The organism is Nocardia sp. NPDC051832 (assembly GCF_040681285.1).
Taxonomy (GTDB): domain Bacteria; phylum Actinomycetota; class Actinomycetes; order Mycobacteriales; family Mycobacteriaceae; genus Nocardia.
Genome location: NZ_JBFAYL010000003.1, coordinates 709,603 through 724,199, shown reverse-complemented (window position 1 = coordinate 724,199; position 14,597 = coordinate 709,603). Strand labels below are relative to the sequence as shown.

At 67.8% G+C, this 14,597-nt stretch carries 13 protein-coding genes (1 of these 13 running past the window's edge); 1 reads left to right on the top strand and 12 read right to left on the bottom strand.

Annotated features, from left to right (window positions below):
* Positions 1 to 8: 8 nt before the first annotated feature.
* Genes AB0M14_RS21095 through AB0M14_RS21050 form a run of 10 tightly spaced genes read right to left on the bottom strand, consistent with a single transcriptional unit; the run spans position 9 to position 8,972 of the window.
* Positions 9 to 1,187, bottom strand: a complete 1,179-nt coding sequence (locus AB0M14_RS21095; RefSeq protein ID WP_364997418.1) for an MCE family protein — start codon at positions 1,185 to 1,187, stop codon at positions 9 to 11.
* Positions 1,184 to 2,272 (bottom strand): MCE family protein, encoded by a 1,089-nt coding sequence (locus tag AB0M14_RS21090; protein WP_364997416.1) that lies wholly within the window; start codon positions 2,270 to 2,272, stop codon positions 1,184 to 1,186. Before AB0M14_RS21090 ends, AB0M14_RS21095 begins: the two co-directional genes overlap by 4 nt.
* Positions 2,269 to 3,363 (bottom strand): MCE family protein, encoded by a 1,095-nt coding sequence (locus tag AB0M14_RS21085; protein WP_364997414.1) that lies wholly within the window; start codon positions 3,361 to 3,363, stop codon positions 2,269 to 2,271. Before AB0M14_RS21085 ends, AB0M14_RS21090 begins: the two co-directional genes overlap by 4 nt.
* Complete coding sequence (locus AB0M14_RS21080; protein WP_364997412.1) at positions 3,363 to 4,370, bottom strand: MCE family protein; 1,008 nt, start codon at positions 4,368 to 4,370, stop codon at positions 3,363 to 3,365. The genes AB0M14_RS21085 and AB0M14_RS21080 overlap by 1 nt, the downstream gene beginning before the upstream one ends.
* Positions 4,367 to 5,389, bottom strand: coding sequence for an MlaD family protein (locus tag AB0M14_RS21075; RefSeq protein ID WP_364997410.1), 1,023 nt, complete (start codon positions 5,387 to 5,389; stop codon positions 4,367 to 4,369). Before AB0M14_RS21075 ends, AB0M14_RS21080 begins: the two co-directional genes overlap by 4 nt.
* Positions 5,386 to 6,816, bottom strand: coding sequence for an MCE family protein (locus tag AB0M14_RS21070; RefSeq protein WP_364997408.1), 1,431 nt, complete (start codon positions 6,814 to 6,816; stop codon positions 5,386 to 5,388). Before AB0M14_RS21070 ends, AB0M14_RS21075 begins: the two co-directional genes overlap by 4 nt.
* A gap of 9 nt (positions 6,817 to 6,825) precedes the next feature.
* Complete coding sequence (locus tag AB0M14_RS21065; protein WP_364997406.1) at positions 6,826 to 7,689, bottom strand: ABC transporter permease; 864 nt, start codon at positions 7,687 to 7,689, stop codon at positions 6,826 to 6,828.
* A 1-nt stretch (position 7,690) separates the two neighbouring features.
* Positions 7,691 to 8,563: an ABC transporter permease gene (locus AB0M14_RS21060; RefSeq protein ID WP_364997404.1), complete on the bottom strand. Its 873-nt coding sequence runs from the start codon at positions 8,561 to 8,563 to the stop codon at positions 7,691 to 7,693.
* Positions 8,560 to 8,748 (bottom strand): hypothetical protein, encoded by a 189-nt coding sequence (locus AB0M14_RS21055; protein WP_364997402.1) that lies wholly within the window; start codon positions 8,746 to 8,748, stop codon positions 8,560 to 8,562. Before AB0M14_RS21055 ends, AB0M14_RS21060 begins: the two co-directional genes overlap by 4 nt.
* Positions 8,748 to 8,972, bottom strand: a complete 225-nt coding sequence (locus tag AB0M14_RS21050) for a hypothetical protein (RefSeq protein WP_364998989.1) — start codon at positions 8,970 to 8,972, stop codon at positions 8,748 to 8,750. Before AB0M14_RS21050 ends, AB0M14_RS21055 begins: the two co-directional genes overlap by 1 nt.
* A 147-nt stretch (positions 8,973 to 9,119) precedes the next feature.
* On the opposite strand from AB0M14_RS21050, the gene AB0M14_RS21045 reads away from it, so the two are divergent.
* Positions 9,120 to 10,028 carry an oxygenase MpaB family protein gene (locus AB0M14_RS21045; RefSeq protein WP_364997400.1) on the top strand — a complete coding sequence of 303 codons (909 nt, stop codon included), beginning with the start codon at positions 9,120 to 9,122 and terminating at the stop codon, positions 10,026 to 10,028.
* Between the two features lie 64 nt (positions 10,029 to 10,092).
* Here the strand turns inward: AB0M14_RS21045 and AB0M14_RS21040 are convergent, their stop codons facing one another.
* Both AB0M14_RS21040 and AB0M14_RS21035 read right to left on the bottom strand, forming a co-directional pair.
* Positions 10,093 to 10,311: an MbtH family protein gene (locus tag AB0M14_RS21040; RefSeq protein WP_364997398.1), complete on the bottom strand. Its 219-nt coding sequence runs from the start codon at positions 10,309 to 10,311 to the stop codon at positions 10,093 to 10,095.
* A 30-nt stretch (positions 10,312 to 10,341) separates the two neighbouring features.
* Positions 10,342 to 14,597, bottom strand: partial view of a non-ribosomal peptide synthase/polyketide synthase gene (locus AB0M14_RS21035; RefSeq protein WP_364997396.1) — the 3' portion only. The gene runs 21,214 nt beyond the window's last position; 4,256 of the gene's 25,470 nt are visible here — the last part of the coding sequence; its start codon lies off the right edge, out of view; its stop codon occupies positions 10,342 to 10,344.

Below are 14,597 nucleotides of genomic sequence, written 5' to 3'. Positions count from 1 at the left end.
TTTCGTTCCTATCTGCCGGGGGCGGGCTGGGAGAGTTCATTTCCGGTCACACCGGGCGGCGGGCCGGAACCGTTGTCCGGCACATTGGGCCGCGGTGCGTTGGCCGAGCCGCGGACCTGTAGGGCCGGATTGTCGGTGACGCAGTAGTTGTAGAGGCGCACCCGGGTATCGGTGGTGGCCAGCGTCGGCACGACGGGGATGGTGTCGTAATCGCAGGTCGGACGGGGCCAAGGATCCACCAGGGTATGGAACGCGTTGTCCCACACCGGAATACCCAGGGCGGCCGAACCTTCGCGCAGCGCGGGGAACAGGGTCGCGATGGCCGGGGCGCGCAGTTTCGCCGCCTTGGTGATGGCGACGAAGTTGGTGACCAGATTGGTGATCGGGTCGTGGGTGTCCCGCACGAATCCGCCGAGCGTGGCGAGCTGACCGGGGGCCAGCTCCAGGAAGGCCCGCACCTCCTGGTCCGCGGCGGTGAGCTGCTCGAACAGCGCGCCCGCGCCGGTGGTCAGGGTGGTGAGATCGGGCTGTGCGTGCGAGGTGGTCTCGGCGATCACCTCGAGATTCTCGATGAGCTGCCGGGTCTGCGGCAGCAGATCGTTGAGCCCGGCCATCGCGCGGCTGATGCCGGAGATCATGTTGCGCAACCGATCCGGGCCGCCCGCCAGCGCCTTGTCGAGCTCGTTGATGATCACGTTGAGCCGCTGCGGATTCATGCCGCCGATCAGGCCGCTCATATTCGCGAGCACCGACTGCACGGTCACCGGCGTTTTGGTGGCGGACATGTCGACCACCGACCCGTCGGCCAGATATGGGCCGGTGTCGGCATCGGGCCGGAAGTCCAGGTACTGCTCACCGGCCGCGGACAACCGGCCGACGGCCACCACGCCGCCGACCGGAATCCGCGCTCCGCCATCGATTTCGGCGACCGCCGCGATACCGGCGCCCGAAACCCGTACCTCACTCACCCGGCCGACCCGCACGCCCCGGAAGGTGACGTCGTTATTGGCCAGCAGCCCACCGGAATTCGCCAGCTCCACGGTCACCGAGTAGCGGTTCGGCAGCGGGTTGAAGCGCAGCACCGCCCCGGCCAGATAGGCCGAACCGGCGATCAACACCAGCACCAGCCCGACATTGGCCACCGCGATGCGGCGGCGAACCAGCCACTCCCACAACGGAATTCTCATCGCGGACCACCCTGTTGCGGCGGACTCTGGAGCCGCCCGATTACTTTCTCCAGCACTTGCGCGAGGCTGCCGACGAAGGCGGGCACGTCGCCGAGCTCCGGTGCGCGGCTGCCGGCGGGATCGGTGAGCGCCCCGATACTCAGGAACGACACCGTCGCCGCCACCGACAGCGCCGGGCCCTGGTAGGACGCCATGATCGAGGGATAGAGCTGATCGAAACGCTCGAGCGCCTGCCCGAGTTCGTCACCCATCTGCGTGAATCCGGACATCAGCTTCTGGATGCTGTCGAAGAGACTGACGAACTCCGGCCCGGTGGTCTCGGTGAAGTCGCCGAGCGCGGCCATGGTGACCGACACCTTGCTGATCAGCTGGGCGATGTCCCGGTTGTTCGCGGCGAACAGACCGAGCAGGCCGGGAAAGGTGTCCGCGGCTTGCCCGAGTTCGGCTTTGCGCGCGGCCAACTCGCCGGTCAGCACCGTGAGTCCGCTCAGCATGCTGTCGATATCGCCGGTGCGCTGGTTGAGCGCGGTGATCACGCTGCTCATCTCGGTGAGCAGATGTGCGAGCTGCGGCGCCCGGCCGCCCACCATGGAGTTCATCTCGGCGGTGATCTTCGCGGCCTGATTGAGCCCGCCGCCGTTGAGCAGCATGGAGATCGACACCATCAGCTGTTCCACGGACGCGCCGGCGGCGGTGTGCTCGGTGCCGATGACGTCGCCGGCCCGCAGGATTTCGGCGTCCGGCCGCGCTTCGGGCAGGGTCATCGCGATGAAGATGTCGCCCAGCGGGGTGGCCTGGCGCAGTTCGGCGATGGTGCCGCGCGGCAACCGAATGTCTTCGCGGATCAGCATTTCCACGTCGGCGAGGAAATTGGTGGTGTCGATGCCGGTGACCACGCCGATATCGGTGCCGCCGATCTTCACGTGCGCGCGGTCCGGCAGATTCAGCGCGTCCTTGAACGTGGCGTGAATGTGGTAGCCCGGCGCCCCGATGCCCGGTTTGGGCAGCGGCACGTTGTCGACGGTGACCGCGCACCCGCTCGCGGCGCTCGCGACGAGCAGCGCCGCGCAGATTCGCCTGATCATTTGGTTATCCCCAGCAGTGCGGCGGTGAGCCCGAAGTCGGGTCCCATGTCTTGGATCTTGCCGGTGCGGCAGCCGTCCAGGCGCATCTGGATGCGCTCGCAGAACAGGGCCAGCGCCTCACCGTCGAGCACGGCCTTGTCGAGTAGGCCGTGCAGGCGCAGGGCCCGATGCTCGGTGCTCATCGCGTTGGACAGATTCTGGAAGAACAGCGGTGTGACGTCCACGATCTCGGTCAATCCGCGCGCGTTCGCGCGCATCTGCTCGGTGATGGTGACGAATCGGCTGAGCGCGCCCGCCAGCTGATCCTGATTCTGGCCGACCACCGTCGAGGTATTGGCGACGAAATCGTTCAGCTGCGTGAGCACCGCGTGCAAGCCCGGTGACTGGTCACCCATCAGCTGTACGAGTTCGGTCAGCCGGCCGCTGAAATCGCGCACGGTCTGATCGTTGGCCGCGACGATCTGGGTGATCTCGTTGAGCTTGATGATCGTATTGGCGATCTGATCCTTGTTCGCCAGCGACACCTCGAACGCCGAGGACAGCGCGTCCAGCGTCTGCGCGAGCCGGTCCCCGTTGCCGTCCAGCAGCGGGAACAGCACCCGGCTCGCCATCGGGCCGTTCTCGTTGTCACCCTTCAGCGCCGCGCCGAGCTGATCGAAGTTCTGCAGGATCCGATCGAGCTCGACCGGAGTCCTGGTGCGCGCCAGCGGAATATGCGCACCGTCGGCCAGCGTGGGCCCGCTGCCGGTATAGGCGGGCGCCAGCTCGACATGCCGGTTGGTGATCAGCTGCGGCGACACCAGCGCCGCGATCGCCTCCGCCGGGACCGGCACATCCTTGTCGATGGACATGGTGACCTGGACATAGCTGCCCTTGGCCTGCACCGTGTCCACCTGCCCGACCGGCACGCCGAGAATCGCCACCTCGTTGCCCGCGTACAGCCCGGCGACATTCTCGAAATCCGCACTGATGTGCATTCTTTCGCCGAGATACTGCTCGGGCAGCTTGCTCAGGCTGTCGGGCAGCAGCGAACACCCCGAGGCCACGGACGCCGCCACGCAGAGCACGGCCAGCTTCAGTACATTCACCATCAGTTGCACCCCGGAACCGCTTGCGCGAAACACAGCCAGTTGTCCGGGAAAACCCAAGGGGCCCAGACATCTCCGTACGGACCGTTGCCGAGCGCGTTGTTGAACTGGCGCACCGCCACCGGCATGATCTCGTAGAGCCGGTCCAGGTTCTCCCGGTTCTTCTGCAAGCCCTCGGTCATCGTGTTCAGGTTCTGGATCAGCGGGCCGAGCTGGCCGTTGTTCTCGATGCCCATCTCCTGCAACAGCCCCGAGAGCTGGGCGACATTGTCGAGCAACTGGCGCAACAGGTTCTGGCGCAGCGCGACCGCGTTGCCGATCGCCTCGCCGCGAGTCAGCAAGAGCAGCACACTGTTCCGGTTGTCCGACACCAGCTGCGCGACCGCGTCCAGATTCTTCAGCAGCGAGTCGACCTCGTCGCGGCGGTCGTTGATCACCTTGGCCAGCGCGCCGATGCTGTCCAGCGCGGCGACGGTGAGCTGCGGCGAGTCACCCATCTGCCGGTCCAGCAGGTCCAGCGACTGCCGGAGTTTCACCGGGTCGATGCGCTCGATCCGTTCGAAGGAATGCTTGTACTGCGGATCCTGGATGACCTTGCCCAGGTTGTAGGGCACGGACGTGTTGACGAGCCGGATCGTATTGTCCGGCAGGCCTTTACCGTCACCGGGCGTGAGCTCGATATGCAGGCGCCCGAGGATGGTCGACATCTTGATCGCGGCCCGGGCGTTCGCGCCCAGCCGCAGATCCCGGCGCACCCGCAGATCGACGATCACCTTGTCGTTGACCAGCCGCACCGTCCGCACCGCGCCGACCTCGATCCCCGACACGTCCACCGTCGCGCCCGCGCGCAGTCCGGCGGCCTGCGCGAACTCCGCCTGAATCGTCTTGTCGCTCACCCGGGCCTGGGACAGCGCGCTGGACCCCGCCAGCAGCACCACCACGAAGGCCGCGGCCAGCACACCCAGCCACAGCGGCCGGTTCTCCCGATAACGCGGTACCCGGATCCTCATCGGCACACCTCCGATTGCGATTCGCCGCCGATCTGCGAGATCAGCCCAGGCGGCAGCAGCACACCCCACAGCGAGACGTCGAGGCGGCAGATATAGGCATTGGCGTAGCCGCCATAACTGGTGAACCGGGCCAGGGCATTCAGCAGGGACGGGAGCTGCACCGCCGCCTTGTCCAGCGCCGCGCCGTTGAGCAGCAGCAGCGCGACGCCGGTGGTGGCGTCGTTCTGCGCCCGCGCCAGATCCGGTTTCACCTGATCGATCAGCGCGACAAGGGAATTAGTGGAGTGCGCGACCTGATCGACAGAGCTCTTCAGGGATTCGCCCTCCGCGTACAGCGCCTCCACCAGTGCGCGCGATTGCGTGATCAGTGTTTCCAATTCCTTTGTGCGATTGGCCAATCCGGCGATCACACTGCTCAGGTTGCTGATCACATCGCCGAGGATGCGATCACGCTGCCCGAAGGTGGCCGCGAGATCCGCGGCCTGGGTGATCAGGGTGCTGAGCGAAACGCCGTCACCTTGCAGCGCCTGAATCAGGGTCTCCGACAACGAGTTGATCTGATCCGGCTGCAAGACGCTGAACAGCGGTTCGAAACCCGAGAGCAGCGAGGACACGTCGAAGGACGGCTCGGTGCGCTCCAGCGGGATGTGCCCGCCGGCCGCCAGCGGCTGCCCCTCGTCCTGGCCCGGCGTCAGCGCGATATAGCGCTGGCCGATCAGATTCTGGTACCGCACCAGCGCTTTGGTCGAGGTACTCAGCCGCTGCCGGGACTGGATCCGGATATCGATGCGCGCCTTGTAGTCCGGCTCGAAATCGATCTTGTCGACCCGGCCGACCCGCACGCCCGCCATCCGCACGTCGTCGCCGACCCGCACGCCCATCACATCGGAGAAGGTCGCCGAGTAGGTACTGGTGTCCCCCGGCACGGATCGTTGCAGGGTGGACCAGATCGTGTAGGTCAGCGTGATGGCCAGCACCGCGAACAGGCTGAACCCGGCCAGTGCTTTCCCAGATTTCACCGGTTACCCCCCGAGGTCTCGTACACGGTCACACTGCCGCCCGCGAGCAGCGGCGTGAGCAGCAGTAATTGCGCGGCGGTCGGCTGACCACCGACGATCGCGGCGACACCGGCGTAACCGCGCCCGGCCGCGATCGGGCGCACACCCGGAACGGCTCGGTTGTCCGCCGCGGGCGCGGTCAGCCCTGGAATAGCGGGCAGGCCGGGAATCGCGATGCCCGGCAGACCGGGGATCGAGACGCCGGGGACACCCGGAATCGAGACACCAGGCAGTCCGGGGACCTCGGGCACCGGCGCGGGGCCGGCGGCGTCGAGCCAGCGCGGCGTCAACTGGGCCGGATATTCCTGCGCCGGTGCGACTTCCGGCACCGTCGGGCCACCGCAGCGCGGACCGGCCAGCTCCCCGTACCGCGGGCAATCCTGGGCGGTGTACTGCTGGAACGGCGTGAAACTCACGTCCATGGCCCACACCATCTGCTTGCTGGGCCCGAAGTGGAACACCGTCGCCAGCTTGGCCAGCGCGTCGTTCAGGTTGCGCACGGTGGTGGGAATCGCCTCGGTGTCCTGGGCCAAGCTGCCGAAGAGCTGGTCCAGACCGGGCACGAGCTCCTTCGCCGAGTTCGGATTGGCCGCGAACAAGCCGTTCACCGAATCGATGGTGTTGCTCGCATTCGACAGCAGCGCGATGAGATTGGCGCGGCCTTCGGTCAGTGTGCGCGCGGCGGTCACGGATTCGGCCAGCACCCCGACCAGCTCCGGCGCGGACCGGCTCAATTCCGTCGTCGCCCGGCCCAGGTCGCCGAGCAGGTTGCCGATGCCCGGGGTGGCGTGCACCTGGGTCAGCCAGTTGTCGAGCCGCTCGATCGTCGAACCCGGCACGCGCGCACCGGGATCCAGCGCCGCGGCCAGTGTGGCCAGTACCCGGCCCAGCTTCTCCGGCTGGATATTGTCGAGCACGTCGCGCAGCACGGTCAGCGTCGTCTGCAACTGGGTGGTGCCGGTGCTGGTGTCCTCGGGAATGATCGCCCCCGCGGCCAGCTTGGCCCGCGAGTCCCCGTTGTCGACCAGCTCGATCGCGGTGACGCCGAAGATGTTGTTGGGTATCGGACGCGCGGTCACGTTGGCCGGAATGGTCGATGCGACAGCGGGTTTCAGGTGAATGCTGGCGCGCTGGCGGGCGCCCTTGGCGACCACCTCGACCTCCGCCACGCTGCCTACCACCATGCCGCGGAACTTCACGTCGGCAAGCTCGGGTAAGCCGTCACCGGTGCTGGTCAGTTCGGCGATCACCGGGACCTTCTTGTCGAAGTACCCGTTGTAGCGGAGCATCAGCACCGCCAGCGCCACCGCGAAGGCCAGCACCATCGCGATACCGGCGAGCGTGAGTTGCCGGGCGGTGGGGCCGCGGCCACTGGGATCGAGCAACATCGCGGCCCCCTATCCCGAGATCCGGAAGCCGGGGTCGATGCCCCAGATAGCCAGGGTCATGAACAGATTCGCGAAGACCATGACGACGATCACCATCTTGATGGCCTGCCCGGCCGCCACCCCGACGCCCTCCGGACCACCGGTGGCGACGAAGCCGTAGTAGCACTGGATGAAGGTGGCGAGCAGCACGAACACCACCACCTTGAGGATCGAGAAGAACACGTCCGGCCCGAGCAGGAATTGGAAGAAGTAATGGTCGTAGGTGCCCGCCGAGGTGCCGCCGAGGAACAGCACCGACAGCTTGGTGGCCAGATAGGCGGTGGCCAGGCCGACGGTGTAGAGCGGGACGATGGTCAGCGTCGCGGCGATCATCCGGGTGCTCACCAGGTACGGCAGCGGGCGGATGGCGATGGACTCCAGCGCGTCGATCTCCTCGGAGATCCGCATGGAGCCGAGTTGGGCGGTGAACCGGCAACCGGCCTGGATCGCGAAAGCCAGGGTGGCCAGGATCGGGGCGAGTTCACGCGTGGTGGCGAAGCCGGAGATCGCGCCGGTCAGCGGGCCCATGGTGAGCAGATTGAGCGCGGTGAACGACTCCATGCCGACGGTGATCCCGCCGAAAGCGCACAGGATGATCACCACGCCGACGGTGCCGCCGCCGACCACCAGCGACCCGTTGCCCCAGCCGACATCGGCGGTCAGGCGCAGCACTTCTTTGCGATAGTGCTTGGTCACGAAGGGAATCGCGGCCAGCGCCTGGAAGAAGGTGATGGCCTGATGACCCAGCCGCTGATTCGCCCGGTACGGCGCGCCCGCGACCACGCCGGCCGCCCGGAACGGTTTCAGCGCGGGCGGGGTGTATCTGCTGCCCACCTCAGATCACCTTGGTCGGGAAGAGGGTGTTGTACAGCTGCGTGAGGATGATGTTGGTCGCGAACAGCATGAGCGCGGAGGTCACGACCGCCGAGTTCACCGCGTTCGCGACGCCGCCGGGTCCGCCCTTGGCGTGTAATCCGATGTCGCAGGCGATGATCGCGGTGAGCGCGCCGAAGATCGCCGCCTTCACCAAGGCGACGATGAGATCGTTGGCGACGGCGAACGAAGCGAACGAGGCGATGAACGAGCCCGGTGTCCCGGCCTGGGCGTAGACGTTGAACATGTAGGACGTCGCGAACCCGACGAACACGACGAACCCGCACAGCAGCATGCTGACCAGCACGGCCGCCACCAACCGCGGCGCGACCAGACGGCGGACCGGGTCGACGCCCATCACCCGCATGGCGTCGATCTCTTCGCGGATGGTGCGGGAGCCCAGATCCGCGCAGATGGCCGAACCCACCGCGCCCGCGATCATCAGCGAAGTCACCAGCGGTGCACCCTGACGAATGATGCCGAGCCCGGCGACCGCGCCGATAAAGGTGGTCGCGCCGACCTGATTCACCAGCGCCCCGACCTGAATCGACACCACCACGGCGATGGGTATCGCGACCACCACCGTCGGCGCGGCGGAGACGTTCGACATGAACGCGCACTGCTTGATGAATTCCTGATAGGGGAACCGGCGCGCGGCCAAGGCGCGGAACAGTTCGAGCACCGCGTCGCGGCCCAGCATCACCTGGCGCCCGAGGGTCTCCAGCGAGCGTTGCGGATGGCGCTGCCACAGCCCCCGCAGATCACGCAGCGCCAGCTCGAGATCGGTCTGCCGCGGCGGTTGTTCGGCAATCGCGCGCGTTTCGGTAATCGTCATGCTCCCCCACTCAATTCCTGCTGCAACAGCACCAGTCCGAAGCCCAGCGTCGCGATCCCGGCGGCCGCCACGCTCAGCACGGTGAGCCAAAGCCCCAGGCGCAGTACTGGATTGACCTTCATGCGCCCACCGAGGATCTTGATCACGATGACCAAGATGTCGATGAGCCGGACCAGCAGCATCATCAGGTCATAACCACATTCGAGAAGGTGAGCACCGGCCAGCACACGATGGACCCCAGAAACGAGATGACGACGTCGATGCCGTGCATGTCCTTCAGGTGACTGGTGTGGGTCAGCGACCAGATCACACCGATCAGGCCATAGGGGATGCCGAGAAGGATGAGGGTGCCGAGGAACTCGGAGACCTTCATCTCGTAGCTGAACAAGCGATCCAGCTTCTGGAGCATGGGCATGGCTCGGTATGTTACGCAGAACACATCCGAATTTGGAAGAACTTGAGCATACTTATTTCAAGCAATCCCGCTCTGTAGTGCAGAACAAGCCGGTAGAGTGCGGCAGAACAACCGAGAATTTCTAGTAACATAGGACTCATCATGAGCGCCGTCGCCCAGTCCGCTGAGCACCAGGAACTCGAACCGCTGACCAAAGATCGGACCCGGATCCAGATCGGTTCGGCACATCGCCCGGTCACCAAGCGACCGTTGAAACTGTCCGACGCGCTCGACTTCTGGGCCTTCGCCGGCGCCGCCGCCAATGTGGTCATGCAGATGGCGCGGCCCGGCGTCGGCTACGGCGTGGCCGAGAGCAAAGTGGAATCCGGTGCGCTGCTGAAACATCCGTGGAAGCGGGCGCGCACCACCACCCAGTATCTGGCCGTGGCGATCCTGGGCACCGAGGAGGAGCGGCTGGCCTACCGCGAGGCCGTGAATGTCGCTCATCGCCAGGTTCATTCGGCGCCCGGCGCGGCGGTGAAATACAACGCCTTCGACCGCGATCTCCAATTATGGGTCGCCGCAAGCCTTTACATCGGCTTCGAGGACACCTACCAACTGCTGCACGGCCGGATGAGTGATGAGCAGGCCGAGGCGTTCTACCGCACCTCGTCCACGCTGGGCACCACCCTGCAGGTCACCGAGGACATGTGGCCGGCCACCCGGGCCGACTTCGACGTCTACTGGAACGAGGCCAGCCGGCACGCGGTGCTCGACGACTACGTCCGCTCCTACCTCGACGATCTGCTGAATCTGCGGATGATCCACTGGTATCTGCGGCTGCCGTTCCGGAACCTGTTGAAGTTCCTCACCATCGGCTTTCTGGCGCCGCACTTCCGCGAACAGCTCCAGGTCGAATGGACCGCCACCGACCAGCGCCGCTTCGAGCACCTGTTCGTCTTCGTCGGTTTCGTGAACCGCTTCATTCCGCGCTTCCTGCGGCACAGCCCCAGCTACACGCTGGTCGCGGACGTACGCCGGCGCATGCGCAAGAGCAAGCAACTGCTCTGAGAGCCGCCCCGGGGTGCGGGGCGCGCCGGTGGCAAGGGGGGATGTGGCCGGCGCGCCCCGCTATTCAGGCGGTCTCGGGGTGCATGGCGGCGATCAGCGAGTTGGGTCGCATGTCGAGCCAGTGCGCTTCGACGTAGTCGAGGCAGGAGGTGCGGGTGGTCGCGCCGTGCGCGATGGTCCAGCCGGTGGGGATGGCGGCGAAGACCGGCCAGAGCGAGTGCTGGCCCTCGTCGTTTATCAAGACGTAGAACTGGGCGTCCGGGTCGTCGAACGGGTTGGTCATGGAACTTGCCTTCCTGGTGGGAGCCGGGGGTCAGGCGCCGGTCGACCACAGCGTGGTCAGGACGTGCCCGATGCGGGACAGGGCTGAGCCGGAGGTCATGCGCCAGTGCGTGGCCTGGACGGCGTGGTTGTGCACGGTGCCGTCCACGGCCTCGGACCAGCTGGACGCGCCGGCGGCGCCGGTCGGATCGTCCAGTGCCGCGGTGAAATACACGAGATCGCCCTTGTAGCGGCGGGCCCGGTAGCGGGTGATCAGGGACAGCGAGTGCGCGCCCGCGTCGAGCAGGCGGGCGAGGCGGTGCGCGCCGAACGACGCGAACGGTTCGGGCAAGTCGGTGAGGCGGGCCGAGAGCTGGTCGAGGTCCAGATCGGCCGCCGCGGCCTGATCCCCGAGCAGACCACCGAGCAGGTCGGCGACCGGGATGCGCGCGGTCGCGTCCGCGGCCACCGTGCGCGGGCTGTCCATCATGGCCAGTAGCGCGACATGACGGCCGTCGTCCTGCAATTGGATGGCGACAGCGTGCGCGAGCACACCGCCGAGGGACCAGCCGAGCAGGTGGTACGGACCGTCCGGCTGCACCGCGCGGATCTCGCGGACATAGAGCCGGGCCCAGTCCTCGATCGAATCCGGCAGCGGGGCCTCGGAATTCAGGACCGGCGATTGCAGGCCGTAGATGCCGCGGTCCGGGTCGATGTGCGCGGCGAGCCCGGCGAAGGACCAGGCGACGCCGCCCGCGGGATGCAGGCAGAACACCGGCTCCTTCGAGCCGCCGGGCCGCAGCGGCAACAGCACGTCGAAGGCGGCGTCCGCGTCGACCTGGCCGCGGCCGGATCGCGCGAGGGTGAGCTGGGCCAGCAGCGCGGCCGGGGTCGGCGCCGCGAACAGCCAGACGACCGGAACCTCCTCGGCCAGTGCGGAACTCAACCGGACCGACAGCCTGGTCGCCAGCAGCGAGTTGCCGCCGCGCTCGAAGAAGTTGTCGTCGAGGCCGATCGGATCGAGGCCCAGGACCTCGGCGAAGACGGCACAGACCGTCCGCTCCAGATCGGTGGCAGGGGCGCGGAACTCGCGCTCGCCGAGCTCGGGCCGCGGCAGCGCGCCCCGATCGACCTTCCCGTTCGCGTTGAGCGGCAGTGCGTCCAGCTGCGTGAGCACCGCCGGAACCATGTAGCCGGGCAACGCTTCGCTGAGCGCCGAGCGCAACTCGCTCTGCTCCACCGCCGCTGTCGCCGTGAAATAGCCTGCGAGCAAGGCGTTGTCGCTGCCGGACTGGTGCGCCACCACGATGACATCCCCGATACCCGGCTGGGCGCGCAGTACGTGCTCGATTTCGGCGAGTTCGATGCGGTAGCCGCGCACCTTCACCTGGAAGTCGCGGCGTTCGACGTAGTCGAGGTTGCCGTCGGCGGCCCAGCGCACCATGTCGCCGGTGCGGTACAGCCGCGTGCCCGCGACCCCGAAGGGGTTGGCTACGAAGCGTTCCGCGCTCAGGTCGGAACGCCCGTGGTAGCCGCGGGCCAGCTGCGCGCCGCCGAGATACAGCTCGCCGGTGACGCCCACCGGGACCGGGTGCAGACGGTCGTCGAGGACATAGACCTGGTTGCCGTCTTCGACGGTGCCGATCGGGACGACGGCGGCGGTCTCGGCGCCGGTGCGATACCGGGTGACGGAGACGGCGGCTTCGGTGGGGCCGTACAGGTTGTCGATCCGGGCGGTGGTCAGCGGTCGCACCCGGTCCACCGTCGCGGCGGGCAAGGGCTCGCCGATGACCAGGATCCGGCGCAGCGCACCGGGTAGTCGCCGTGTCCCGGATGCCTCGGCCAGCATGGCCAGTAGCGACGGGACCAGGGTCACGGTGGACACCTCTTCGAGGCGGAGCAATTCCAGCAGAGCCGCCGGGTCCCGCTGCGCGTCCTGCGGCGCCAGGACCACGTGCGCGCCGGTCCGCAGCGCCCACCAGAATTCCCACACCGAGAGGTCGAAGGATGCCGAGGTCATCAGCAAGGCCGAATCGCCGCTGTCCAGAACATATTCGGACTGCATCCAGTCGAGCTGATGGGTGACCGCGGCGTGCGAGACCGCGACGCCCTTCGGCATGCCGGTGGAGCCCGAGGTGAAAATGACATAGGCGATGTGCTCCGGGCGCAGCGCGCCCAGGCGATCCCGGTCGGTCACGGGGCTCGCGTCGATGGCCTCGTCGACGACCGAAATATCCAGCAGCAGCTCGTGTTCGGAGACCTCCGGCGGCAGCAGCGGCTGCCGGGTGGAGACGAGCACCAGTTCGGGGTCGGCGGCCAGGAGCACCCGCACGGTGCGGTCCAGTGGATGCGCAGGGTCGAGCGGCACGTAGGCCCCACCCGCCGTGACCACCGCGTACATGGCGGTCAGCAGGTCGATGCTGCGCGGAATCGCCAGGGCCACCCGCGATTCCGGGCCGATGCCGCGCGCGATGAGCACCCGGGCCAGCCGGTTGACGCCCGCCGCGAACTCCGCGTACGTCAGCAGGTTTTCGCCGTCGTCGACCGCGATCGCCTCCGGAGTGCGCGCCGCCTGCGCCTGGAATCCGGCGTCCAGCGTGCCCGGAGCGAACACTCGATCGGCCTGGTTCCAGGCGGTGAGTACCCGCTCCGACTCCGCGGGGTCCAGCAGCGGCAGGTCGCCGACCGGCAGGTCCGGCGCATCGCACACCACGGCCAGCAGCCGGTGCAGACGGCCCGCGAATCCCGCCACCGTGGATTCGTCGAAGAGCGCGGTCGCGTAGGTGATCGAGGCGGCCATACCCGCCGGCGCGCCGTCCGGGTGGTAGCGATCGGTGATCACCAGGTGCAGGTCGAACTGAGATACACCGGAGTCGAAATCGACAGCCGCGACACTCAATCCGTCCAGTTCGAGGTCGGCCTCGGCCTGATTGTGGAAGGAGAAGCCGACCTGGAACAGCGGGTGCCGGGCGGTGGAGCGCTCCGGGTTCAGCACCTCCACGAGCCGCTCGAACGGGACATCCGAGTGCGCGAAGGCGGCGAGGTCCGCGGCGCGGACGCGTGCCAGCAGGGCGCCGAAGCCGGCGGTGGCGGGCACTTCGGTACGCAGCACCAGGGTGTTGACGAACATGCCGACGAGGTCGTCGAGCTCCGCCTCGCCGCGCCCGGCGACGGGTGTGCCGACCGCGATGTCCGCGGTCCCCGACAACCTGGACAGCAGCACCGCGAACGCGGCGTGCAGCACCATGAACAGCGTGGCTCCGGTGTCGCGCCCCAGGTCTCGCAGGCGGGCGTGCAGGGCGGCGTCGAGAGTGAAGTCGACGTGCCTGCCCTGGGTCGAGACCAGCGGCGGGCGCGGCCGATCGGTGGGCAGGCTCAGTTGCGCCGGGAGCCCGGCGAGCGCGCCGGTCCAGTACGAAAGCTGCTGGGAGATGACCGAATCCAGCGACTCCTCGGAACCCAGCAGGGCGCGCTGCCAGTGGCTGTAATCGGCGTACTGCACCGGCAGCGGCGACCACGCCGGAGCGTGGCCCGTCTTGCGGGCGGCATAGGCGACCATCAGATCCCGGGCCAGCGGAACCAGCGAGGAGCCGTCGGCAGCGATGTGGTGCAGCACGACGACCATTACGTGCTCCTGGGCCGATCGGGCCAGGTAGGCCGGCGCCGCCACCTCGGCGACCCGCTGCGGCTGGGTATCCGGGTCGAGGCTGCCGAAGGCGCCCGCCCGGGCCGCGTCCACGACGGCGTGCACACCGGCGACCACGGCTTGCCAGCGGCGGCCGAGATCGGGTTCGCCCGCGGCTTCGGCGACCCGGGCGCCCCGTTGCGGTGCGGCAGGTTCGGCCCGCTCGGCGTCGGCGGAGTGCGGCCGGCTCCGGGTAGGCGTCTCGGGCACGAACAGGCGCGCGCGCAACGGGACGGATTCGGTGACATCGAAGCCCGCGCCGACGAAATCGGCGATCGCCGTGGGCAAGTCGTCGGCGCAGACCGGCACCGGAGCCAGCACCGGAATCGGCGCGTCCGCGAGCGGCAGCACGACCTGGACCGGACCGGAATCCCGCTGCGGGTAGACGGTGCGCAGCACTTCGTGGCGTTCGACCACGTCGGCGATGGCGGCGCTGAGCGCGGGCACGTCCAGCTCGCCTGTCAACCGGATCGCGAGCGGGATGTTGTAGGCGGTGGACTGGCGGTCCAGGCGGTTCAGGAACCACATGCGCTGCTGAGCCAGGGACAGCGGCACCGGTCCGTCGCCGCCGCGCCTGGTCAGCCGCGGCCGGGCCGCGGTGGCGACCGGCCTGTCGCCCAGGG